Source organism: Pseudoalteromonas sp. SCSIO 43101, from assembly GCF_023650775.1.
In the GTDB taxonomy this organism is placed as follows: domain Bacteria; phylum Pseudomonadota; class Gammaproteobacteria; order Enterobacterales; family Alteromonadaceae; genus Pseudoalteromonas; species Pseudoalteromonas apostichopi.
This window is the reverse complement of sequence record NZ_CP072674.1, coordinates 280447-304544: the sequence shown is the minus strand read 5'-3', so window position 1 is coordinate 304544 and position 24098 is coordinate 280447. Positions and strand designations below refer to the sequence as shown.

Sequence of the window (24098 nt, the reverse complement as noted above, 5' to 3'; positions counted from 1 at the left end):
ATGTTTAATCTTGCTTTTGAACTTCAGAAGGAAAGGAACGGTCATCTTAAATCAATATCGATACTTATTATGTTCTTTTTATTGAGCTTTTGGGGATTGGAACAAATAAATATCATTCCACAAAAAGGTGGAATAGTACTTCACCTTACATTAGAGCTATTGCCTATATTTGTGTTTTCATCGATCGTATTACTTGAATTTCAGAGGCTTGACGGGCGCTATATTGAACAGAGTAATATTATTATTTTTGGCTTTAGTATTATTGTAATAATGGATTACATGAATGCCATTTCATTCTCTGGTATGCCTGCATTTATTTCTGAAAGCTCGAGCCAAAAGTCAATCTTTTTTTCTATACTCGCTCGAACATTTGAGTTAATTACATTTGCTGCTATTGCTTTATCAATTTTGCTGCCAGGTAAAAAACTTCTTTGGTTATGCTCAGGTGGTATCGTATCTTTAGTGTTAATGTCTTGTGGAAATTTATACGAGTCATACCTTCCTTTATTCTTTATAGAAGGCAAGGGAGTAACAAATACAAAAGAAGTAATAGAGTATTTCCTACTCGTGGGGTATGTCATTGTTGCGATGCTGTTCTATGGAAAGTATTCAAATGAGGGGAAACGAAGATATTTTTATTTTACGTTATCCTCTATGTGTATGGCGTTATTTTCATTATTAGTGACTCATTATCAATCCCTATCTGACAGTTACCTTGTAATTGCACATTTGATCAAATTAGTTAGTGCGCTGCTTATCTACAAAAGTATTTTATTGAAGGAGTTTCTTACCCATATTTTCTAGCTGGGCAGTCAGAAGCATATGCATCAAAGAAGAAACAAGAGTTGAATAACATACTAGATAATATGGGTATAGGAGTACTAAGACTTAGTATCGATTTTAAATTAAGTTACTTTAATAAGAATGCCCTAGATACATATTATTACTTAGATAAAACATCTAGAGATCAGCGTATTCAAGATATTTTTCCACAAGATATTGTAGATAAAGTAATGCCTTATTTGATAAAGGTATGTCAAGGTGAGCAAATTAGATTTTCATTGAATCACTTAGCCTTTGATGGCTCACAGCTATATAGAAATATTATTGCTATACCGGAAAAGAATTCAGCAGGTGAGGTGTTAAGCTTACTTTGTTTGATTGAAGATATTACTGAGGTAAAACTTGCTGAAAAAGAAAATGAGGAACTTAATAGAAGTCGAGCTGAATTAAAAAAAGCACTAGATCAACATGCAATAGTTGCTACCACCGATAGTCAAGGAGTTATTACATGCGTTAATGAAAAGTTTTGTAATATTTCACAATATTCAAAAGCTGAGCTTATTGGGAAAACTCATTCGTTAGTTAACTCAGGAACTCATCCGCCTAGTTTTTTTAAGGGGATGTGGAAAACAATTCGTAGTGGTCAAGTTTGGTCTGGGGAAGTATGCAATCGCGCTAAAGATGGCAGCTTATATTGGGTAAACTCTACAATAGTCCCTTTTATGGGCGATAATAATAAACCACAAAAGTATATTGCTATTCGTGCCGATATTACTGATCGGAAACTTGCAGAGCAAAATGTACATAGGTTAGCTATGTATGATGAACTGACTAATTTACCTAATAGGCGTCACCTGAAAGATAAAGCAAAAAGCTTGAAGCTAAAAGCATCGGAACAATATTATGCTTTACTTTTAATAGACCTAGATAATTTTAAAATGGTCAATGATACATTAGGTCACGGTGTGGGTGATTTATTACTTAAAGAGGTATCTCGACGCTTGGAAGGAATTGTCTTTTCTCCGAACTTAGTCGCCAGATTAGGGGGGGATGAATTTGTCATTTTGTTAGATGAACCAAAATACGCAAGCGACAGTGATTTCCTTTTAATTGATACTTTTGCACAAAATGTACGTAGTGTTATTTCGCAAAGTTTCTTCTTAGATGGATTTGAAGTGAATACCACACCAAGTATAGGTGTGACAATTTTTAAAAATCACGATTTTGATTTATCTGAAGCCCTTAAAGAAGCCGATATTGCAATGTACCACTCTAAGGAAAAAGGTAAAAATACAGTTAGCTTTTATGATCCAAAATTACAAGCGTCGATTTTGGAACTGAACGAAATAACTCAAGGTTTACTTAATGCAATTCCAAGAAATGAATTAAAAGTTTTATATCAGCCAATTCATGACACTGAAGAATCTTTAGTTGGTTATGAAGCATTACTTCGTTGGGATAGCTCGTTACTTGGCAGTATTTCACCAGATATATTCATTCCTGTTGCTGAGGAGTCGAAACAAATCAATCGTATTGGCTTATGGGTACTCGAGCAAGTATGTAAAGATATGAGAGACGGTAAAATACAAGGTAATAGTAGTGTTGCAGTTAATGTGAGTTCATTACAATTTCAGGATCCACAGTTTGTGGAACAAGTATTTGAGGTTATAGGAAGATATTTGATATCACCTTCACGCTTAAAATTAGAATTAACTGAGGGAGTAATTTTAATGGGAACGGAACGACTAATTAAACGGATGAACAAACTTAGAGCGATAGGTATTAAGCTTTCCTTGGATGATTTTGGAACAGGCTACTCGTCATTAAGTTACTTGACTCGATTCCCAATTGATACGTTGAAAATTGATAAATCCTTCATTGATAAAATGCTGACTAGCATTGAAGATGCATCAGTTGTAAAAGCAATATTGACCTTAGCTGATGGGTTAGGCAAGAATGTTATTGCTGAAGGAGTAGAAACTGAAGAGCAATTTATTTATCTAAAAAACTCTGGTTGCCAGTATTTTCAAGGGTACTTGTTTGGTAAACCAATACTCTTGAATTAATTTCTATGAATTTGACCTACGAGTTTGTGAAATCGCCAAATACTCTAAAGCAGGATTATTGAAATTGACTGGCAAGCTCTGCAAGAGAAACTTCAGCAAATCGTTTTAATAATAGCGATTCTGCGTCATCCATCGCGTTTTGTATGGCGCTATTTACTGCATGTTCGATAGGGCAATTGCTGTGCTCATCGGTTAGACCTATAACAAATAGGTTCTTTTCGCCAAGCGCTTGGTGAATATCAAATAAGGTGATCTCAGTTAAGGGAGTTGCAAGTAGCCAGCCGCCATTGTGACCTTTAATAGCTGATACATAACCTGCTTGACGTAGTAATGCCATAGTACGGCGCACGACCACAGGATTGGTCATTAACATGTTTGCTAATGTCTCTGATGTGACAGGTTGGCTGTAACTGTCTAAATGGATCAGCACATGTAAAACCCGCGATAGTCGGCTGTCTTTTCTCATGTTAAATCGTCAAAATGCGTTTTTTGCAGTGTACCACGAACTGCTTAATATTGACCGTTTGAATTACCAAACTAATGCTCACTAAGCCAATCCCAAGCCAGCCAATTTGCTGAAATTGTTCATGTAAAATCACAATAGCAAGTATGGTGGCGATGATAGGCTCAAGCAAAGTAATGAGTACGGCTTGGCTGGCAGCGATGGTTTTTAAGCCAATACTAAATAGCCAATAACCTAAAAACATCGGCACAATGGCCATGTATAGTGCCACGCTGGTATTGGTAATTGTGGCAAACAGCGTATCCCCTGTAATTAATAATGATGGCAGGAGTACACAGGCTGCGCCACCAAATAGGCTAGCCATGGTCGCTCTTGAATGAACGCCGTTGCTAATTAAACGTTTGGCAACCCATGAATAGCCCGCATAGGTAAGCCCTGCAATTAAGCCAAGTAAAATGCCGATGTCTTGACTAAACAGCCCCTTAGCAGCAGAGTTTGAGTCTTTGCCTAACGCGATTAAGCCAATGCCTACTGCACCAAAGCAAAAGCTGACTAGCCAGCGAGTTGCAACGGGCTTTTTCTCAATTAAGTATTCCAATAAGACGGTAAATAAAGGGGCGCTGGCAATCGAGACAACGGTGCCTATTGCCACACCGGCACTATTCATTGAGGTATAAAATGCCAGCGGATAAATAGCCACACAAGCTGAACCTAATAGGATTAGGCGGTAATGTTGACTCAGTTTATTAGCATCATCTATCAGTTGTTTTATTGCGGTTAGGCAAAGTAGTACTCCGCCAAACCCCATTGCAAAAGCACCAATTGCAAAAGGGCTAATGTCTGGCGCAAAACTTGCGGCAGTGCCTGTTGTGCCCCAAAACACACTGGCAACTAACACGGCAATTGTAGCGATAGCGTGGTTCATCGATGATTCGCTTTAAATTTAAGGTATCAAAAGCATAATCAAAATTGATGCACAATTTTTGACAAAAAGGACGGTTTTGTTAACGTTAAAAACTAAAGTTACTTTTTGAATTTGCTTGGAGATAAGCCAAAGTACTTTGAAAAACTGCGGCTAAAAGAGGAAAGCTCATTGAAACCTACTAACTCACCAATACGCTGTAACGGGTAGTCGGTATGACTCAGCAAGGCTTGTGCTTTTTCCATTCGTTGTTTAGTTACATAGTTCATGACAGTCAATCCGGTTTGTTGCTTAAACAGCAGCTTAAATTGTGTTGGGCTTAAACAGGCAATGCAGGCAAGGTGTTTGATGTGAAGAGGAGTGCTTAAGTGACTGTCAATATAAAGCAATGCCTCGCTAATACGGCTGTCGACCTTAGGCTGCATAATTTGCTCAGCTAACAGCAAATTGAAGGTGTTAAACATGGCAAGTTCTAACTCACGATTAACCGCTTGCTCAAGTTGCTTTGCCACAAACTGCAAAAATGCCCAAAGTGATTGATTAATAGCAAACACGCAGCGCTCAGCAGTGGCCAGGTTATTTGGTAGCTTTGGCATATCGGCCACAACAAATCGAGCCTCTGGCATGGCAGTAAAAAGATGCACTTGCGTGGCTTTGACAACCACGCATTCACCGGGGGCGACTTTACCTTGAAAATCACCCACACTAATAGCAATCACACCTTTTAAGGGCAGTACAAGTTGATGTTAGTCATGGCTATGACTAACAGGCTTAGTACTGTAAGAGCGGATAGATAGATTGCCTTGCATCGTTTTGTAATAACCATTTGGAGAATAACGCTATTATGCCTGTTTGCTAAGGATGATCAATTTTATGCCAATAAAGGTGTAAGTACATGCTCGTAGGCAATCATTAGTGCGACATAAACTAACAAAACAGCCATTAGTTTATTAAACACATTAAACACACTCGGCCGTGATACTTGTTTGCCAAGCACTAAGCCCGCTAGCGAGTAACTTGTAGGAGCACCAAAGGCAAGGATGGCTAAAATAAAAGACCAAAATACGATTGCAGCTCCGGTAATATCCGCGCTTGGGAACTGAATCGTAGCAATAGGTAAAGTGGCTACCAGCGCTTTTGGATTTAAAAGCTGCATAAACAGGCCATCGAAAAAGCTAAGTGATGCATCCGCTGAGGTATCACTCACCTGTACTTTTGCTTTTGCGACCTTCCAAGCAATATACAAAATATAGCCGCAACCAATTAAGCTCACATAAGGCAAAAACTGCGGATTTATCATTTGTAAGCCAAGGTAGCCAAGCAGTACAAATAAGATAAACATCGCGCTACCCACGCCGATAAAAAACCCAAGGTGTGAACGTGTTTGTTTATTTAAGCCACTGCTTAAACCGAGTAAATTGATTGGCCCAGGGGTGTACATAATGCCAATAGCATATGCAAAAATATCTGCCATAACAGCTCCAAATCAGTAGTTTAGCTCTATCTTCGAGCCCATTGCAGTTGAAATTGTTTTGGTGTCATACCGAATACTCGTTTGAAGTTACGATTGAGGTGACTGGCATCTGCAAAGCCTGATTCAACCGCTACGCTGGTGGCATCGCGGCCAACTTGTAACGCTCTACGGGCATAATTAATACGACAGTTCAAAACATATTGATGTGGAGTAATACCGAAGTGCTCGCGAAAGCGGCGGATAAAATGAAACTTCGACATAGTGGCTGCATGGGCAATGTCATCAATAGCAATGTCATTGTCGATATTTGCCAAAATATAGTCTTTTGCTCTCAGCAGTAAGCTATCAACACGGGTGCTTAAAGTCGGTAAATCAAGGCTGCCGTTGAGCCTGACTAAAGACTGCGCCATTTGCAATAGTGCAGCTTCTCGCTCTATTTTGTTCGTGCTATTGGTTTGTAAAAGCCTAGATAAGTTAATCACTTGATTACGCAGTAATGGATCTGCATACAAGGTGTTTGCCATACGTAATGTACAATCTTGCTTATACCCTAGCGCTTTGAATAAAGGCTGAAATTCATCAGGATGAATGTACAGCATTAGATACTCTAGGTTTTGCTCCGTGCCAGAGTGACCATCGTGAATATCTTCAGGGTTAAACAAAATAACATTGCCAGGTACGCTTTTATAAAACGCATTACGACAAAAAAAATCTTGCCGCCCCTGTAGAGTTATGCCAATTGAATACTCTTCGTGAGCATGCTTTGCATATGTAAAATCACTCATAGTCGCAGTCAACATCGAGATGCTCTGATGCTGTTCGTTGTTGATGTACTTAAAGTGATTGTCTTTGCTCACAGATGCTCCTGAAGGTTGTGCGCTTCGTTATTATTCCTACGCCAATATAGCGAAGCAAGCAACCTTAAAACTTGAACAAAATTGCTGATATTGAATTAAAGAGATTTATTTTTGCCTAATTAACAGCAAATAACGGCAAATAGCAGTGATACTTATATCGATTTTTCAATTGCTTATACAAATCTCTTCTCAGACTTTTCTTATATTTTATTTTAGTGTGAATGTTTTTATCCCTAACTATGGTCTTTTAAACAATCAGTAGAAAGGGGTTTGTATGAATTTACGTACATCAAATAATTTAGTGATTGCACTTATCACCATCAGTTTTTCGCTATTGGGTTTGTCATTTATCTTGGGAGCAAACCCCAATGCCATTGGCAGTATCTTTTCGTTTTATAAATTAGACTCTCAGGTGCCAGCTCACATCATGAGTATGATCGCAGGCTTTGCATTTTGCTTTGTTGGCATTACCAGCCTTCACTCTCATTTAGGGTTTATTAATAGGGCACTTCCGACCATCACTGCATTTGCTATATCACTGATCTGTTTGATTACGTTGTTTGGCGCTAATCGTTGGCTTGCAAGTGAAGGGGGCTTTCCTGTGATTGGTTCAGGGCAGGGGATCATTAAGTATTTTGCTGTAATTCCGCTATTTTTATTTGTGTTTTACAAAGATGCTTTAAGTGATAAAGCGCATATTACCTTGAATTATGCTTCAGTGGCTTTAGTGCTGGTTTGGATAGGCGCAATGAAGTTTTTTGCTTTTGAGGCAAAGGGGATTGTAACGCTTGTTGAAACATCACCATTCATGTCGTGGTTGTATCAGGTTTTTAGTGTGCAGGGCGCATCGAATGCGATTGGCGTGTTTGACATTGTTAGTGTGCTGTTGCTTTGTGTTGGCTTATTACTCAAAAATAACAAGTTAATAGTGTTGGCAGGGCTTTCCTGTTGCGCTGTTTTTATTATGACGCAAACATTTTTAGTTACCGCGCCGAATGCGCTTAGCAGTACGACGGTTTTAGCTGGACTTGGTCAATTTGTGATTAAAGATCTCTGGTTTATTGCAAACTTAGTGATTATTTATCATCTAGCGGTAATCAATAATACAACTAATGAAATAGCACAATAATTTAGATAGGCCTCACTTTAACCATAGTTTAGGATTAATTACCAAGATCCCACTGTGGAGCAACTTCACGAGTTGTTTGTCTGCCACCCCATAAGATGCATCTATTAATTTTGCGATTGCAGAAAACTACTTAGAGAAGCCTGATTAGGCCCAAGCGCTAAACTTTGCAAATACAGCTTTAACTTTCGCGGAACAAGCAGCAGATGATGAATTACAGTTAGAAATTAATGAACCTATTTTTAAAGTTAATTCCTTACCATGATATTAAAAATAAAAACGCCAGTGCAATGCACTGGCGTTTTTGAAATTACGGAAAAGAGTAGCGCACAATCCGTTTTACAACAGAAAAGTACTGGCGAAAGAAGCCGCCTGTATTGTAATTGATGCCGTGCTCTTTAAAGATAGCTTGCACCTTAGGAGCAATCTCACGATAACGTTTTGCAGGTAAATCAGGGAACAAGTGATGTTCTATTTGATAGCTCAAATGTCCTGTCATTACATGAAACAGGTTACCCCCTTTGATATTTGATGAGCCTAACGCTTGGCGGTAATACCACTGGCCTTGCGATTCATTTTCGCAGTCTTGCTGTTTAAATGTTTCAACTTCACCGGTGAAATGCCCGCAAAAGATAATCGTAGAGGTCCAGAGGTTACGTAATAAATTTGCGGCTAGGTTACCCGTTAAAACGCACAAAAATAAAGGGCCGGCAATCAGAGGGAAAAGCAGGTAGTCTTTCACTAACTGGCGTGCTCCTTTACTAAAAAAGCGTTTTTTGAGTTCGCTATGCGATACCGTGTAATCACGGTTATCTTTTTTCTTACCGAAAAATACTCGCTCGGCAGCCATTTCATGGTACGACACACCCCATTGGAACAGCACGCTTAGCAATAGGTAAGTGATAAATTGCCACAGGTTTTTTACCCGCCAACGAAAGTCATTAGATAAACGCAGTAATCCATAGCCGAAGTCACGATCTTTACCAATAATATTTGTATAGGTGTGGTGCTCGTAGTTGTGAACGCGGTTCCAACTTGAACCATCGCACGCTATATCCCACTCGTAAGACTTTGAATTTATGTGTTTATCATTCATCCAGTCATATTGGCCGTGCATCACATTATGGCCAATTTCCATGTTATCGAGAATTTTTGCAGTGGCTAAACTAAGCACACCGACTATCCATAAAGCAGGCTGAATAAAGCCTAGCATTAAGAGAATACGGCCACTCCATTCAAACACACGCTGGCAAACAATAACGCGGCGAATGTATTTCGCATCTTGCTCACCCAGTTTCGATTTTATATCTGCTTTAATGCTATCGAGTTGGGTTGCTAGTTTTTCAAAATTGACTGTTTTTGTTGTCTTCATGCCGATAACTCCACGTCACTGACTGGTTGCGATATGCAAAGTTGAATTAATTGCTCTGAGCTATCAGAGAGCTCGCCGGTGCGAATATCACGCACGATGCCTTGCTTTTTAACGCATTGGCATTGATGGCAAATTCCCATACCACAGCCAACTGTCACAGGTTGCTTATTCGCTTGTAAGTGAGTAAGTAAGGTTTGTTGGTTATCAATAGTGAATGTTTTGCCCTGATGAGTGAGTGTTAGTTCGTGCTTATCAGGGGTTGCTAAAACAGCAGGGACTGCACTGAAATGCTCACTGTCGATAGGCGTATTTAATTGCTTAGCTAAAGCGGCAGCTTGCTTATATAAAGCAGCTGGGCCGCAGACTAACCAGTGTTTATGCGCGTTTGTTGTCAGCCATGTCGTCGCATCGCCGTCTTTGCTTCGCTCAAGTAAGTGATAATCAAAATTGCTCAGTGATTGTTTTAGTTGTTCAAGCTCATCTTTAAGCCAGTGGCTGTTCGACTTTGCGTAATAAAGCAGGGTAATGGTTTGTTTGCTATCAGCCGGTAAAGACTTAAGCATGGCTATAAATGGCGTAATGCCAGAGCCACCGGCAAGCATAATTATAGAGCGCGCGGTATTTGGCATAACAAACTGGCCTTTAGGCTCAGAGATATTAAGCCATTGTCCAGGCTTCAAATTTGCTAGCTTTGACGTAAATGCGCCAATCTCTTGGCTGCGGATCAATAAACGAATTTGTCGCTCTTGCTTTGCCAATTTTGGTTCGCTTGCGATGGTAAACACGCGAGTCAGTAGTCGCCCGTTCGTTTGTATTGTTAACGCAATATGCTGGCCTGCTTGATGATTTGGCCATGCTTTTTCTGGCTCAACAATCAGCTCGATGCTTTGTTCAGCAAACACGTGTACATGTTTTAGTTGTGCGCGAAAATACCCATCGCGCCAGCCAGGTTTAAAGCACTGGAGCACAGGCTCCCAGTATCCTGACCAAGATTGATGATGCAATAAATGTTTTGATAATGAATTTAATAACATTCTTTTTTTGCCTTTAGCTTACAAGTGTACGCTCATTAGGCGTACAAGTGTAAGCTGAAAAAAGATAATTTCAAGTCTAATTTGAGTGTTAGCTCTAAATTGGCGGGGAAATCCAACTTTTGAGAATTTAAACTTAATAAAAAGAGCCGAGAAAATTGCTAGTTTTTCATTTAAATTCATTGCTATATGCTTGATAGAGCTAACCCGAATTGGCATGCATCTAGAAAAGAAGCCTTGAGTTCTTTTACAAAGAAGTATTTTCGGCTATTAATTGAGAAAGACTTTAACCGTTTTAGTTTGTAGCTCTGCCACCGACGTTGGGGCAAAGCTTAATTTACAGATTGAGGTGTAAGATGAGGGATTCATTGTATTGGGAGCCAATCCAACCTAGTTAATAGCTAGGCAAACATTATCTCATCTGGGTTTCGTTTGAAGCCATCCTTACCTTCTAGATTACGCCAAACCTTTTCGTGAAAGTAAAACGCAACCGTATTGACTGCAGGCTCAACAATGGCGACCAGGCCACCAATTAAAAAACTACCTGTTAAAAAGTAGGTCACTGTAAAAGCGATTGTGAAGTGCATCACTGCAAAAGTAACTGTCTTAACCATTTTGAATACCCCAACTCTCATAATTTGATGAGTTTAGTATTGCTCATCATTTTTAATCTTTAAAATGGAATAATAAGATTGTAGTGATTTATTAAATAGAATGGTTATGCCCAGTATTGCTTGTTAATTTTCAAGTCAATATGCGCACATTGATGAAGAAGTTTTGAGCTTTTCGTCAATTTACTTTTCTATTGCGATAGTTCTAATGCATTGTTTGTAAATATATTTATGGATTTTTGATGGCTGTGAGTGAGTTGTGTGCTACTTGTTTTTTGAAGGGGGCGTTCAACGTTCTAGAGGGCCCAGGCTTTTTGAAAGTCTAGACCCACAGCGGTTTGCTTGAGTGCAACTAGCTAATTTAAAAACTACTCTGCTGCATGGGGTAAAATAAATGAAAGTGTTGCTAAGTGCTCGGTCTTATCAAATACAGCGAGATTTGTACTTTTTTCATCATATATAGCGGCGACTACGTTTAAGCCTTGATTGCGTAGTGGCAATGTCACGATGCCTTCATCATTGCTTATTAGGGGCTTTTGATCTGGGTCATTCACAATATCATTAATCACTTTAGCGCCTTGAACTGCCTTACCATTAAATAGTATGCGATAACTAACTAATGCACCTTTCTGATCTGAAAAGCTGTTTCCTATTGGGATAATTTGTAACTGTTGTTCTTTAAGTTGAGGAATTTTAGTAAGAGGCCCACGCAAATGTACAGCATGTTTTTTTGTATGTTCGCTTAAAACTGCATCAGGGATTTGGTCGCGGCCACTTGCAAACCATTTACCATCTTTAGTTTTGCTCCATAAACCGTTATCGAGCATTCCTGTAACAGCATAAACCGTGTTATCGCTCAGTATCATCATATGCCCTGACTCAACAAGTTTTACACTTTGTTCTTGCCAATTTTTGTTATAACCAGTAACTCTTTTAACTTTGTCTTGGCGCTTAACGGTGTCTAAATCTTGTGCACCTTCACCATATATCAGTGCTAATTGTGATGAGCGCTCAGCAAACCATATTGCATGTGCTTGTGTTTTTGCGCTGTAAATGCTGGAAATTGATATGGCTAATGTAATGCAGGCTAAAGTAACTTTGTTCATTCTTCTCTCTAAGTGTTTATTAATTAAGCGTTAATTTGAGTTTTTTAATTTCTGTTGTTTGCGAGGGTAGTTCTCAGTGGTTTAATTGTTTATCATACTGCAAATGATAAGTATTGTTAATTGCATGTTCAAATGATGGATAATGTAAATCTTTACCTAATAACTACAAGCTTTATTGAATAACTACAATTCATACCTGAGAGATAGAATGAACAGATATCAAAAATCAGCCCTTTCAATCATGATTAGCGCAATTTTTACATCTTCCGTATATGCCACTACAGAGCCATCAGAGATAGAAAAAATATCAGTGTCGGGTGTAAGGCAAGCTTTTCGTGGGGATGTTCCTTTAAATGAGCAACCACAATCTGTCGAGTTTATTTCATCAGACACACTCAATGAGGCTGGTGTAACCACCTTAAGTGACATTTTCGATTTAACCCCAAGTATTTCAGAACAAAATGACTTTGGTGGTTTATGGGAAAGCTTTGCAATACGAGGTTTAGTGGGTGATGAGAATATTCCATCAGGCTTTTTAATTAACGGTTTTTCATCTGGGCGAAGCTTTAGCGGTGTTCGTGATACGAGTAATATTGATTATGTAGAAATCATGAAAGGAACAGGCTCTGCACTCTATGGACGCTCTGAGCCTGGCGGTACGATAAATATCATTACAAAAAAACCGCAGTTTGCACAGCAAGGCTATGTAAAAGTCACTGCCGGTAGCTGGCAAAGTTATCGCACTGAAGGCGACTACACGAACGCAATTACGGACCAAGTGGCTTTTAGAATTAATGGTGCTGTGGAAGATAGTGAAGGTTTTAGAGATTATCATGAATCAGAAAAAACTGTATTAACGCCTTCAATTTTATGGCTAATTTCAGATAAAACGAAGTTGAATTATGAGCTAGAGTACGTTGATCAAAGTTTAACTTTCGATCGAGGTATTGTTGCTGTAGATGGTAAAATTGATGCGCTACCCATTGAAACTTTTTTAGGTGAGCCAAGTGATAAACCTACAGAAGTTAAGGCTATTTCTCATCAGCTTACCCTTGAGCATCAATTAGGAGAATGGTCGCTTCTAACAGGTATTAGTTATAGCGATTCAGAGTTTTTAAGCGAATCAAGTGATGCTGAGCTTGCTCCAAGCCGACAAGTATATTTCATTGATGGCGTGACACTGAGCAGACAACATAACCAGCGTGACTTTCAAACTAACTATATATCTGCACGCTCAGAGCTTAGCGGTAGTATAAAAGCTGCAGGTTTCACTCATCACCTTTTAATTGGTGCTGATGCCAGTAAGTTTGATTTTGATAAAGTTTGGTACAGATATCGCCCGACTCTTGATGACACGAGTTACGCTATAAATATGTATGAGCCTGAGTACGGTAAAACGGCGCCTGAAGGTTCTCTGTTATTCGACACCACAGAAGTACAGAATAGCTATGGTATTTATATTCAAGACCAAGTCGACATCACTGAAAAATGGAAAATGCAAATTGGTGGTCGTTACGATTGGTTTGATCAAAGAATTGATAACCATAAAAACTTAACGCGTTCAGAGGCTGACAAAAGCACCTTCAGCCCTCGAGCAGGTTTAGTATATGCTCACTCTGAAGATCTACAATTTTATAGCAGTTATTCTGAAGGTTTTAGACCTAATAGTGGTTTCGATGCTGATGGAGAAGCATTTGAGCCTGAGGAAACAACCTCTATTGAAGTTGGAGTTAAATTTAATACAGACATTGTCAGTGGTAGCTTTACAGTATTTAATGCGCAAAAGAGCAACATGTTAAGCACAGACGTACAAGCAGGTGTATCTAGGGCTCTAGGCGAGGTTACGAGTGAAGGTGTTGAGCTAGACTTACACGGTAATATTACTAGCCAAACTTCGTTTGATCTTGCATATACTTACACTGATGCTAAAACAGCAAAAGATACTGTTAATACCGATTGGTGGGTTAGTTTGCCAAAAGGCACCCCTTTATTAAACATTCCAAAACATAGTGCCAATGTGCGTATTAAGAGAGAGTTAAGTGATTTAATCGATTCGAACTCAACAGTTGGTGTGTCGGTTCAATATGTTGGGGAGCGGCTAGGTGAAGCGATTGACCCTAGCTATTATTTGCCTTCATATACTTTGGTAAATCTGTTTGCAAACTACCATGTTAATGATGATTTGAGCTTACAGTTTGTTGTAAATAACGTATTGGATAAAACCTATTACGCTAATTCATACTCTGCAATTTGGACCCAACCAGGTGAGCCGTTAAATTATAAGGTTAGCTTACAATATAATTTTTAACGTAGGTTTAATTGCAACTTGCTTAGACTCCAAAGTCATTGCCTGCATTCTTGAGCGAAAGTTTTGCAGAACATTCTTTGACTTAAATACAAAAACGAACCGTTGGGTTCGTTTTTTCTTATCATCGAATGCATAGTGCTTCTTATAGTTATAGAAACAAAAGCTTCTGTATAATTATATTACTATTTGTTTATCACTTTAATTATAATATATTTTTATGTCTTAATTTAGGGATATAGTGCAATGATGAAATTTAGGATATTCGGTAGTTTTATTTTCTTTCTTTTAATATATAGCTTTCAGGTTTCAGCGCAAGAAAACAGGCCAAATCAGGTTTCTATAACCCAGTTAGCTGATGGGGTATGGCTGCATACATCATATTATACTTACCCTAATGGTACAGAATTTCCCTCAAATGGCTTAATTGTGAAAGAAGGAGATAGTTTAACCCTTATCGACACAGCGTGGGGGGAATTACTCACTTTAGATTTACTCGAAGCAATTAGCTCAGAAATAAAACTGCCAGTAAGCAAAGCATTTGTTACGCATGCGCACGGTGACCGAGCTGCTGGTATCGATGTACTTGAGTCTAAGGGAATCAATGTTTTTGCTCATCCATTAACTGCTCAGTTAACCATAGAACAAGGCGCGGCAGTACCTAACAATATTATCAAAGAACTTAGAGTAGCAGATTCAGTTGTTAAATTTGGCTCTCTTGAACTATTTTTTCCAGGCCCTGGGCATGCAATGGACAATGTTATGGCGTGGTTACCTGAAAAAAGAATCTTATTTGGTGGCTGCGCAGTTCGGTCACTTCAGTCATCATCTGTAGGTAACCTAGTTCATGGTGACATACACTCTTGGCTTAATATAACAAAGCAATTAAAAAGGAAATTTAAAAGTGCAGTGATTGTCGTCCCTGGACATGGCGCTGTTGGTGGATATGATTTACTCTCACATACAGAAAAATTAATAACCGATCATCTCAAATAGGTATAGGTTATGGCGGCTTTAGGCTCACATTGAACATTTTAAGGCCGCTTTCTCCCTTGTGCTTTGCGCGCCAAAAAAGTACGTAGAATCTCGCTTGAAAGTAACTTTAAATTCGCTTTGTATTATTTGAAACTCGCCTTGCCGAATTTGGCTGGTAATGAAAAATGAACCTGCAGATACTGTTAATTAAAAGTAAATTCTTTTAAATCTGAACACACATCTAAAGGTTAAATATGCACACAATAAATAAAAAGGCATTAGCAGCTGCTGTCGCTTTAGCTTGCTCATTACCTGTACATGCACAAAACGAAAATCAGCTGGATACAGATAATAAAATAGCAAAAGAGCCGCAAAGTGGCTTAGAAATCATTTCTGTTACGGCAACAAAGCGTAAAACAAAGTTGATGGAAACACCGGTAGCAATTACGGCGCTAACAGAAGCTGAGCTTAAAAAGAATGGTGTTAATAATATTAAAGATATTGCGAACCTTGTTCCTAGCCTTGATATCTCAACAGCAACAGATCAATCAGCACCTGTTATTTCAATGCGTGGGGTCCGATCTACCAACCTTACAGAACTTGGTGACCCAGCAGTTGGTGTGCATTTAGACGGTGTGTATTCACCTAGAATGCAAGGTGCACTTGCACTTATGTATGATATTGACCGTGTTGAGGCATTGCGAGGTCCGCAAGGTACCTTATTCGGCCGAAACTCTACGGTGGGTAGTATCAATGTCATATCTGCAAAGCCACAATTTGAAAACTTCTTTGGCAATGTGAATGTTGAAGCAGGTAAGTACAACAGTAAAAACATTGATGGCATGATTAATATTCCAATTAATGAGGAGTTTGCAGTTCGTTTCGCTGCAAAAGGTTTGAAGCGTGACTCCTACTTAGAAGGCTACTACGATCCTAACCAATACGATACTCGCAGGCTCTCTGATGATGTATTAAATGCCCCAGTAATATCTGAAGACTCATATCAAGGCGTGGGTCAAACTGTCACTCAAAGAGAAAACTGGTGGATTGATGGTGCTGGTACAGACCCTGAAGCACAAAAAGTTCGCGCATTAACACCAGCGGATAAAAGTGATTTTTATAATAATGCCGATGAGTATTCATTTCGTATCAGTACACTTTGGGAGCCATTAAATGGTAATTTCTCAAACCATACGGTTTTCCAAAAGTACGTAAACAACAGCAGCAATAATCTTGATTTAGTTAACTGTGATAAGTTAAGAGGGCGCCCAGCTGAAATGGGAGGTGATTGCTCAAACTTTTTGCCAAGTGATAACACATATCAGGCTGTCGTGAATGTCCCAGGGCAATTAGATTTAGATATCACATATCTTCGCAACACGTTAAATTATAACCTAAATGATGAATACAATATTGTGTGGTTGATGGGTTATGAAGACATGGAAAGAGAGTCAGCACAAGACAGTGAAGTGGGACTTGACCCTTGGGATGGTGCCACTTACTTCCTAGACGGCACTGGGGCTGAATCGTTTTCAACAGAATTACAACTTCAATCCGATGAGTACGGTGATTTTATATGGATTGTGGGGGCAAACTACTTCCACGAAAAAACAACAACAGTGGGTTATTATGATAATCCAATGGATGATAAAGCGTTTTGGGACCAACCGGATCGCTCAACAGATGCATTTGCCATTTTTGGTCAAGGAACATACAAACTAACTGAGAAGTTACATGCAACTTTAGGCTATCGTTTTAGTGATGAAACAAAGCAAGACAAAGGCGGCAGAACGTATCGATGCTCAAATGCAGATGGGTGTGCTGTAGGTTGGTTAAATAGAACAGAACTAAATAATCTTCCAGTCGACTATTACGAAGACCCATCTATCTATGCGTCTTACTTTGAAAATGACAACAAAGGAAGCTGGCAGCATCATGACTTCCGTGTTGGCTTAGATTATGACATTTCATCAGAAACCATGCTTTATGCATACTTAGCGAGTGGCTTTAAAGCGGGCGGTATTGGTGATGTATACGAAGTAGTTAACGATAGAACCGGTGATGTTACACGATTCGAAACGAAGTTTGACCCAGAAGAAGTATTAACGTGGGAGCTAGGTGCTAAATCAAGCTTTTTTGATAACTCACTTAACTTAAAAGCTGCTTTTTTCTATACAGATTATACCGATATGCAATACGCATCGGTTGGTTCGATTGGTAATGTTGAACGCTTATCAGTTGTGGAAGATGACAACGGAACACCGATTTTAGGTGATGATGGCGAGCCTCTTCTTGATTATCAAAATCAACCCGTGATTGCATATTACACGCAGAATGTTCCAGCATCGACGATTAAAGGTATTGAATTCGAATTTGACTGGAAACCATATCCAAATGGTCGTATCACAGGTTACGTAACCTGGACTGATGCTAAAATTACGGAAGATTGGAATACCAAGTGGGACTATGATTCTGAGTATCTATTCGATATCTCTTATGAAGAATCAAAAGATCCTGAAAACACATTGTTAACCACTAACCTCAAGGGTAACAATCTAGCAATGACACCTAAATACACTGCGAATATTAGTTATACGCATACGTTCAATTTAGGTGAATATGGCTTTATTCATGGCTGGTTTAACGCAAGCTGGAAAGATAAATCGTATTCAACGGTGTGGAACCTTGATAAGCATTTAGATGATATGGATTTTGCTGTTTCAGACGAAGCGACACAGTATATCGATGATAGCCGAGATGCATTCGCGGTTTATAACGCTTCTTTGAAATATGAGCCGCAAAGTCAAAAATGGTATGCAGAGCTGTTCATCAATAACGCATCTGATGAGACTATTCAATATTGGAACAACACAAGCAAAGGTGTACCAAAAGGTAGTTTCGGTATGCCGAGATATTATGGTGTTAGAGCCGGTTTCTCATTTTAACCCTACTACTAAGCGCTCTCATATTGCTCAGCAATATGAGAGCTAAACAGATTATGAGGCAAAAAAATGAAAAAGTTTTGGCTACGTATATCAATTTTCTGTATCGCATTTTTATCCCCTAGTCTAAGTGCTAACTACTTTAAAGATAACTTTTCTTGGGGTTACGACACCAGTATTTGGACTGCACGACAAGGCAATAATGGAACGCCATTTGGGTGTACTTTTCAACCTAATATGCAAAGCCCCAGTGAACATGGTTTAACGCTGTCATTATCGCAGGGCACATGCTCAGAGTTACAAAGTAATCAGTTTTATAGCTATGGCAAAATACAAGGTCGTTTAAAATCAGGAAATGTTGCGGGTACAGTTTCATCGATATTTACTTACACATCATGGTGGGATAGCCCAGGTCGAGCATGGCAAGAAGTTGATATTGAACTGCTGCCTTCTCTTGGCAATGTTGTACACACAAATATTATTTATCAGCCGCAAGGTGGGGTATATCAGAGCTGGGAGCAAGACATCGACCTAAGTCAATATGGGCTCGATTATCGTGAAAACTTGCTGATGATAGGTTTCGATTGGTCCAGTCGTGTTATTCGTTGGTATCTTTATGATGCCAATGGCCAAGAGCAAACTATTCGTATCGTTTATAAAGATAATGGTGATGGTGTGCTCGCAAATAATGAGATACCAGCCTACGCTTGGCCAGTGGATAACACCAAGATTATGATCAATCACTGGCATGGCGATAACTCACAAGAAGCCAATTACTTTCCTGGTCAATACTATGGCACTTCATCATGGGTATATTATGACTTTATTGAATACATACCTAATTAATCATTTAATTTTCAACGTGTTGTTTTATAGGTTTTAAATGTCTAGATTTAAATTTTCACCGCTTGTATTAAGCCCATTAGCCTTGATTGGACTTGTTTATACTCAGTGTCCGCTTGCTGTCGAGGGAGGTCACGTAAAATGGCCTGATGTAAACACTAAACTTAAGCAAGACCCTGCTGTTGAGAAGCAGGTTGACGAGCTCATTCAGACGATGACAATTGAGCAAAAAGTAGCGCAAATGGTTCAACCTGAAATCGGTTATTTAAGTGTCGAGCAAATGCGCAAGTATGGCTTTGGATCGTACTTAAATGGAGGTAACACCGCGCCTTATGGTAATAAACGTGCCTCGATGAAGCAGTGGCTTCAATATGCAGATGAGATGTATCAGGCATCAGTAGATGCTTCATTAGATGGGGCTGCAATCCCGACGATTTGGGGCACAGATGCAATGCATGGACATAGTAATGTTTATGGAGCTACGTTATTTCCTCATAACATTGGTTTAGGTGCAACCAGAGATAAAGATCTAATTAAACGTATCGGTCAAGCTACAGCAAAAGAAGTTTCTGCAACTGGAATAGAATGGAGTTTTGCTCCCACTGTCGCAGTGGTCAGAGATGATCGTTGGGGCAGAACGTATGAGAGTTATTCTGAGAACCCAGATTTAGTTAAAGAGTATGCCGGTGAAATGGTTGTTGGTATTCAAGGTAGCATCAACAATAATTTCTTAAAAGCGACAAATCGTATTGCAACAGCAAAGCACTTTGTTGGTGATGGTGGAACCGAGCGAGGTATAGACCGTGGCAATACTATTATTGATGAAAAAGGGTTAAGAGACATTCATAGTCCAGGCTATTTTTCAGCGATAAATGAAGGGGTTCAGTCAGTTATGGCGTCCTTTAACAGCTGGAATGGCCAACGTGTGCATGGTGATAAATATTTACTAACTGATGTACTTAAGAAGCAAATGGGCTTTGATGGGTTTGTAGTTAGCGACTGGAATGCCCATAAATTTGTTGAAGGCTGTGATTTAGAGCAATGTGCTGCTGCTATTAATGCCGGTGTCGATGTTATTATGGTCCCTGAGCACTTTGAGGCCTTTTATCATAACACGGTTGCGCAAGTAAAAGATGGCACTATCTCTGAAGAAAGAATTAATGATGCTGTTCGACGCTTTTTGAGAGCGAAAATTAGATGGGGAGCTTTCTCAAGAGGTAAACCATCAAGCCGTTCTGAATCACAGCATCCTGAATGGTTAGGCGCTTCTGAGCACCGTGAGCTCGCTAGAGAAGCTGTTCGTAAGTCATTAGTGTTATTAAAAAATAATGACCAAATACTCCCTATTAAAGCAACAAGCAAGATATTAGTTGCTGGCGATGGTGCCGATAGTATTGCAAAGCAAGCGGGTGGGTGGAGTGTTTCATGGCAAGGCACAGACAACACTAATGACGATTTCCCAAATGCAACGTCAATTTATGCCGGTTTAAAGGAGCAAGTTGAAAGTGCTGGTGGTCAAATTGAACTAAACGAAGCGGGAAACTACTCCGTTAAGCCAGATGTAGCGATTGTTGTTATAGGCGAAGAACCTTACGCAGAATGGTTCGGTGATATCGAGTTTCTTGAATATCAATATAAAACAAAAGCTGATCTTGCATTACTGAAAAAATTAAAGGCTGATGGTATTGCAGTTGTCACCGTATTTTTAAGCGGTAGACCGCTTTGGGTAAATAAAGAGCTCAATGCATCTGATGCATTTGTGGCTGCATGGTTACCGGGCTCAGAAGGTGAGGGGGTAGCAGATGTGTTATTGACAGATGCGAAGGGTAACACTCAGTTTGATTTCTCTGGTAAATTAAGCTTTTCATGGCCAAAGTATGATACGCAATACACATTAAACCTAGGTGACAAAACTTATGATCCATTATTTGCTTATGATTATGGATTAACTTATCAAGACACGGTTAATGTGCCTTTATTAAGTGAAGATACAACACCTAAAAAGGTGGCAAATGATGACGCTAAGCCTTTATTTGTAAGAGGACTTTCAGAGAACTTAGTGTGGGAACTGAAAGATTCAAAAACAGCAGCCATTGAAACAACAGGCTCTTCGGCAACCAGTGGTGATGGTACCAGCTTGTTAATGCAGTCTGTTAATTTGTCTTATCAGGAAGATGCAAGACAGTTCATTTGGCGAGCTGGGGCAAAAAAAGCAACCTTGAGCTTAAGCTATCAGCTGCCTGAAGTACTGAGTGATGCGAGTAAATCTGGTTTTCTTGAACTTAAAATGAGAATTAACACTGCGCCAAGTAATCAGGCTCAATTGCAAGTAATGTGTAATGAAGGAAATTGCTTGCGCAACATTAAGTTTGAATCAATAGAAGCCTTGATGAATGATAAGAAATGGCATACGTTAGCCATACCGTTAAATTGTACATCTGCGTTAAATAATACGACAAAGGTGGCAGAGGTGTTAAATGTTTCAGCAAAGGCTGCCAGCTTAGCTGTTGCTGATATAGCACTGTCTAGTAAACCAAATGCAGATGCTTATTTACTCACATGCTCTGACTAAATCTTAGTAAGGCTGATGGGCAAGTAATGCCTATCAGCTTTACCTTATGGATTGAATAATTTGAATACTAGTAACCCTCGCGGCCATTTATTTTGGCTGTTTCAGATTTGTGGTTGGGTTGTTTACGCAATGCTAACCGAATTGATGATTAAAGTCCCAAGTGATGAGCCTTGGACTATCCATATCCCGCATTTGATTATTGATACAATTTGTGGGTTTATAATTACCCTCTCCCTTAGAAAAGTATTTACTTGCATCAACTTTATAGAGCTAAAGTTGAAGATTGCACTTCATATTTTCATTGTCATAACTGCAACGTTAATTTGGACACAAATTAAGTGGATAACACTACAGTGGTTTTATGGAAACTTTTGGCAGCCAATGACATGGTTTGATTTTGGAACATGGACGTCGGCGTCATTAACAGTGCTTTCAACTTGGACCGCGTTTTATTATGGGATTAAGATTTATTTAGATAATTTAGAACAAACGCAAAAAGCAGCAGAAGCCACACACTTAGCTAAAGAATCACAATTAAAAATGCTGCGCTATCAGCTTAATCCCCACTTTATGTTCAATAGTATCAATGCGATTTGTACATTGATTTTGAAGAAAGAAAGTTTAGAAGCTGTAAAAATGCTCGAGAAACTGTGTGATCTATTGCGACATAGCTTATATACAGATCCGCTGGAAAAAGTAACAATTAAAGAAGAAATTGGCATTCTTAGCAATTATTTAGATATAGAAAAGTGCCGTTTCACAAATAAGCTTGTTGTTGATATTTCTGTTGCAGATGGCTGCAACGAGTTACTGATCCCATCTATGTTGATACAACCCCTTGTAGAAAATGCATTAAAACATGGCATGCGTTCAAACCAGCTAATGTGCATTACTATAGCCATAGAAAAAACTAAGAGTTATTTAAATATAAAAGTGTCTGATACTGGCAAGGGATTTGGTGATGAAAGCACAAATAAAAGAGGGATAGGATTAGCAAATTGTGAGCAACGTTTGAAGCTAATGTACGGAAAGTCACACCGTATAGAAAAGGGCAACTTAAGTGAAGGTGGTGCTTGGGTATGTATAACATTACCTATGAGTGGTCATAATAAATGATAAAACTAAACACGATACTGGTTGATGATGAATACAGCGCCGTCGAAGGTTTACGTATTCGACTTGAACAATTTCCTGAAATTAATATTGTTGGTAGTGCATGCAGTGTTGACGATGCTATTGAGCTTATAAATAACAACGAAATTGATTTAATCTTCTTAGATATCGAAATGCCCACCAAGTCTGGCTTTGAATTGATAAAGTATTTTCAACCCGAAGCATGTCCAGCAGTCATTTTTGTCACTGCTTTTCATCAACATGCAGTACAAGCTTTTGAAGTTAGAGCTATCGATTATTTATTAAAACCAGTCAAACTAGACAGGCTTGCAGAAGCTATAGAAAGAGTTGTAAGTAACGTAAAGTTATTCCAAAAAAGTGAGTTGATAGCGCTACAACAAGAAGTGAGTAACAAGGCTGAGCAAAACAAACACTCAGCCAATCAGTCAGACTATAATTTTGATAGTGATCACTTGGTTATCCGGGATGCTAAAAACCCGATTCAAATAATTTCATTCACCGATATTCTTTGGATTGATGCAGCTGGTGATTATATGTGTGTGCATACTGCAACCGAAACCCATGTTATGAGAGCTAGATTAAAAGAACTTGAGAATAATATGCTTCCTGAGGCCTTTTTGCGGATCCATAAGTCTACCATTGTCAATTTAACTTATGTAAGACAGCTTGAGCCATTGCGCAACTCAGAGTACATGGCAACCTTAACTACTGGTAAAACATTAAAAGTAAGTCGAACCTACAGTAAGCAATTAAAAAAGCTGATTTAAATAAATCGGTGCTGTTTACAATACCTCGTTATAAACAGCACCTTACTATGCAGTAGTATTTACGGCTGTTTTGACCAAACTGATTTTAGAATGTTAAACCCAATCGCACCGAGAACGATACCTGTTACTTTATCAATATAAAATGCGGCTCTAATGAATTTTTGTCTGATAGTCGTTTTTGACAACATATAAATAATAGCTACATCCCAAAAAAAGACGACTAATGTCATCCATACTCCTAAAAGTACTTTAAAGCTAATACTGACTTCGGGGGTTAGTGCAACAGTAAACAAGCTTAAATAAAATAATAAATTTTTAGGGTTTAAAATACCTGAGAGAAACCCAGTTACAAACTCTTTGCAAAAGCATGATAATGAAAATTCACTTGCAGTCTTAGTGCTTGTAGAAAAGTTAGCGTAGGCATTTCTAGGTGCTTTTAATGCATGATAGGCAATATACATTAAAAATAAGCCTCCAATTGCTTTAAGCGTAATCATTAAAGTAATGGATGAAGATAATATGGCGCCAACACCAATAAGACATAATGCAATATAGACTGCATTAGCAGTTGCAATACCTAACGCAACGCCAATGGCGTTTTTTTGGTTACCTTTCAGCGCACTTTTAACAACGAGTACAAAATCAGGTCCTGGACTCAGTAATGCCAGAAAGTGTGCAGCTGCCACTGAAATAAAAATACTTATTAAGCTAATATCCATAAATTCCTCAAAGTGTAAATATGAAAAATG

Annotated in this window: 20 protein-coding genes; 10 read left to right on the top strand and 10 right to left on the bottom strand. The window is 38.9% G+C overall.

Annotated elements, in window-relative coordinates; genetic code table 11:
* Both J8Z25_RS18465 and J8Z25_RS18460 read left to right on the top strand, forming a co-directional pair.
* The gene (locus J8Z25_RS18465; RefSeq protein ID WP_250662320.1) at positions 1–804 is read left to right on the top strand and encodes an MASE3 domain-containing protein; all 804 of its coding nucleotides are present in this window, start codon (positions 1–3) and stop codon (positions 802–804) included.
* Between the two features lie 41 nt (positions 805–845).
* Positions 846–2849, top strand: a complete 2004-nt coding sequence (locus J8Z25_RS18460) for an EAL domain-containing protein (RefSeq protein WP_250662319.1) — start codon at positions 846–848, stop codon at positions 2847–2849.
* A gap of 55 nt (positions 2850–2904) precedes the next feature.
* Here J8Z25_RS18460 and J8Z25_RS18455 read toward each other — a convergent pair whose 3' ends face one another.
* The 5 genes from J8Z25_RS18455 to J8Z25_RS18435 form a co-directional block, all read right to left on the bottom strand.
* A complete protein-coding gene (locus tag J8Z25_RS18455) occupies positions 2905–3315 on the bottom strand; it encodes an Rrf2 family transcriptional regulator (RefSeq protein ID WP_130052871.1) in 411 nt (136 codons plus the stop codon).
* 1 nt (position 3316) lies between these two features.
* Positions 3317–4237, bottom strand: coding sequence for a DMT family transporter (locus tag J8Z25_RS18450; RefSeq protein WP_250662318.1), 921 nt, complete (start codon positions 4235–4237; stop codon positions 3317–3319).
* A 98-nt stretch (positions 4238–4335) separates the two neighbouring features.
* Positions 4336–4938, bottom strand: a complete 603-nt coding sequence (locus J8Z25_RS18445) for a helix-turn-helix domain-containing protein (RefSeq protein WP_250662317.1) — start codon at positions 4936–4938, stop codon at positions 4336–4338.
* A 167-nt stretch (positions 4939–5105) separates the two neighbouring features.
* Positions 5106–5708 (bottom strand): LysE family translocator, encoded by a 603-nt coding sequence (locus tag J8Z25_RS18440; RefSeq protein ID WP_250662316.1) that lies wholly within the window; start codon positions 5706–5708, stop codon positions 5106–5108.
* 26 nt (positions 5709–5734) lie between these two features.
* The gene (locus J8Z25_RS18435) at positions 5735–6565 is read right to left on the bottom strand and encodes an AraC family transcriptional regulator (RefSeq protein WP_130052867.1); all 831 of its coding nucleotides are present in this window, start codon (positions 6563–6565) and stop codon (positions 5735–5737) included.
* Positions 6566–6839: 274 nt separating this feature from the next.
* On the opposite strand from J8Z25_RS18435, the gene J8Z25_RS18430 reads away from it, so the two are divergent.
* Positions 6840–7694: a DUF417 family protein gene (locus J8Z25_RS18430; protein WP_130052866.1), complete on the top strand. Its 855-nt coding sequence runs from the start codon at positions 6840–6842 to the stop codon at positions 7692–7694.
* A gap of 307 nt (positions 7695–8001) precedes the next feature.
* Here the strand turns inward: J8Z25_RS18430 and J8Z25_RS18425 are convergent, their stop codons facing one another.
* From J8Z25_RS18425 to J8Z25_RS18410, 4 genes are all read right to left on the bottom strand, one after another.
* Complete coding sequence (locus J8Z25_RS18425) at positions 8002–9063, bottom strand: fatty acid desaturase family protein (protein ID WP_250662315.1); 1062 nt, start codon at positions 9061–9063, stop codon at positions 8002–8004.
* Positions 9060–10097 carry a flavin reductase family protein gene (locus J8Z25_RS18420; RefSeq protein WP_250662314.1) on the bottom strand — a complete coding sequence of 346 codons (1038 nt, stop codon included), beginning with the start codon at positions 10095–10097 and terminating at the stop codon, positions 9060–9062. Before J8Z25_RS18420 ends, J8Z25_RS18425 begins: the two co-directional genes overlap by 4 nt.
* 398 nt (positions 10098–10495) lie before the next feature.
* The gene (locus J8Z25_RS18415) at positions 10496–10708 is read right to left on the bottom strand and encodes a DUF2061 domain-containing protein (protein WP_250662313.1); all 213 of its coding nucleotides are present in this window, start codon (positions 10706–10708) and stop codon (positions 10496–10498) included.
* A 365-nt stretch (positions 10709–11073) separates the two neighbouring features.
* On the bottom strand, positions 11074–11811 hold the full coding sequence (locus J8Z25_RS18410) for a DUF4198 domain-containing protein (protein ID WP_130052862.1): 738 nt from the start codon (positions 11809–11811) through the stop codon (positions 11074–11076).
* Between the two features lie 208 nt (positions 11812–12019).
* Here J8Z25_RS18410 and J8Z25_RS18405 point away from each other — a divergent pair, with 208 nt between their 5' ends.
* From J8Z25_RS18405 to J8Z25_RS18375, 7 genes are all read left to right on the top strand, one after another.
* Positions 12020–14119 carry a TonB-dependent siderophore receptor gene (locus tag J8Z25_RS18405; protein ID WP_250662312.1) on the top strand — a complete coding sequence of 700 codons (2100 nt, stop codon included), beginning with the start codon at positions 12020–12022 and terminating at the stop codon, positions 14117–14119.
* A 243-nt stretch (positions 14120–14362) separates the two neighbouring features.
* The gene (bla, locus tag J8Z25_RS18400) at positions 14363–15112 is read left to right on the top strand and encodes a subclass B1 metallo-beta-lactamase (RefSeq protein ID WP_250662311.1); all 750 of its coding nucleotides are present in this window, start codon (positions 14363–14365) and stop codon (positions 15110–15112) included.
* A gap of 233 nt (positions 15113–15345) precedes the next feature.
* On the top strand, positions 15346–18036 hold the full coding sequence (locus J8Z25_RS18395; protein WP_167657426.1) for a TonB-dependent receptor: 2691 nt from the start codon (positions 15346–15348) through the stop codon (positions 18034–18036).
* A 66-nt stretch (positions 18037–18102) separates the two neighbouring features.
* The gene (locus J8Z25_RS18390; protein WP_250662310.1) at positions 18103–18879 is read left to right on the top strand and encodes a family 16 glycosylhydrolase; all 777 of its coding nucleotides are present in this window, start codon (positions 18103–18105) and stop codon (positions 18877–18879) included.
* A gap of 37 nt (positions 18880–18916) precedes the next feature.
* Positions 18917–21448 (top strand): glycoside hydrolase family 3 protein, encoded by a 2532-nt coding sequence (locus J8Z25_RS18385; RefSeq protein WP_167657427.1) that lies wholly within the window; start codon positions 18917–18919, stop codon positions 21446–21448.
* Positions 21449–21508: 60 nt separating this feature from the next.
* Complete coding sequence (locus J8Z25_RS18380; protein WP_240701340.1) at positions 21509–22564, top strand: sensor histidine kinase; 1056 nt, start codon at positions 21509–21511, stop codon at positions 22562–22564.
* Complete coding sequence (locus tag J8Z25_RS18375; RefSeq protein WP_130052856.1) at positions 22561–23349, top strand: LytR/AlgR family response regulator transcription factor; 789 nt, start codon at positions 22561–22563, stop codon at positions 23347–23349. The genes J8Z25_RS18380 and J8Z25_RS18375 overlap by 4 nt, the downstream gene beginning before the upstream one ends.
* A 59-nt stretch (positions 23350–23408) precedes the next feature.
* Here the strand turns inward: J8Z25_RS18375 and J8Z25_RS18370 are convergent, their stop codons facing one another.
* Entirely contained in the window at positions 23409–24068 is a 660-nt protein-coding gene (locus J8Z25_RS18370) for a LysE family translocator (protein ID WP_250662309.1), read from the bottom strand.
* Between the last annotated feature and the right edge of the window lie 30 nt (positions 24069–24098).

Excerpts from the sequence above, each read along its gene's own strand:
- J8Z25_RS18465 (WP_250662320.1), top strand. The coding sequence starts at position 1 with ATGTTTAATCTTGCTTTTGAACTTCAGAAGGAAAGGAACGGTCATCTT.
- J8Z25_RS18455 (WP_130052871.1), bottom strand. The coding sequence starts at position 3,315 with ATGAGAAAAGACAGCCGACTATCGCGGGTTTTACATGTGCTGATCCAT.
- J8Z25_RS18450 (WP_250662318.1), bottom strand. The coding sequence starts at position 4,237 with ATGAACCACGCTATCGCTACAATTGCCGTGTTAGTTGCCAGTGTGTTT.
- J8Z25_RS18440 (WP_250662316.1), bottom strand. The coding sequence starts at position 5,708 with ATGGCAGATATTTTTGCATATGCTATTGGCATTATGTACACCCCTGGG.
- J8Z25_RS18430 (WP_130052866.1), top strand. The coding sequence starts at position 6,840 with ATGAATTTACGTACATCAAATAATTTAGTGATTGCACTTATCACCATC.
- J8Z25_RS18425 (WP_250662315.1), bottom strand. The coding sequence starts at position 9,063 with ATGAAGACAACAAAAACAGTCAATTTTGAAAAACTAGCAACCCAACTC.
- J8Z25_RS18420 (WP_250662314.1), bottom strand. The coding sequence starts at position 10,097 with ATGTTATTAAATTCATTATCAAAACATTTATTGCATCATCAATCTTGG.
- J8Z25_RS18415 (WP_250662313.1), bottom strand. The coding sequence starts at position 10,708 with ATGGTTAAGACAGTTACTTTTGCAGTGATGCACTTCACAATCGCTTTT.
- J8Z25_RS18410 (WP_130052862.1), bottom strand. The coding sequence starts at position 11,811 with ATGAACAAAGTTACTTTAGCCTGCATTACATTAGCCATATCAATTTCC.
- J8Z25_RS18405 (WP_250662312.1), top strand. The coding sequence starts at position 12,020 with ATGAACAGATATCAAAAATCAGCCCTTTCAATCATGATTAGCGCAATT.
- bla (WP_250662311.1), top strand. The coding sequence starts at position 14,363 with ATGATGAAATTTAGGATATTCGGTAGTTTTATTTTCTTTCTTTTAATA.
- J8Z25_RS18395 (WP_167657426.1), top strand. The coding sequence starts at position 15,346 with ATGCACACAATAAATAAAAAGGCATTAGCAGCTGCTGTCGCTTTAGCT.
- J8Z25_RS18390 (WP_250662310.1), top strand. The coding sequence starts at position 18,103 with ATGAAAAAGTTTTGGCTACGTATATCAATTTTCTGTATCGCATTTTTA.
- J8Z25_RS18385 (WP_167657427.1), top strand. The coding sequence starts at position 18,917 with ATGTCTAGATTTAAATTTTCACCGCTTGTATTAAGCCCATTAGCCTTG.
- J8Z25_RS18375 (WP_130052856.1), top strand. The coding sequence starts at position 22,561 with ATGATAAAACTAAACACGATACTGGTTGATGATGAATACAGCGCCGTC.
- J8Z25_RS18370 (WP_250662309.1), bottom strand. The coding sequence starts at position 24,068 with ATGGATATTAGCTTAATAAGTATTTTTATTTCAGTGGCAGCTGCACAC.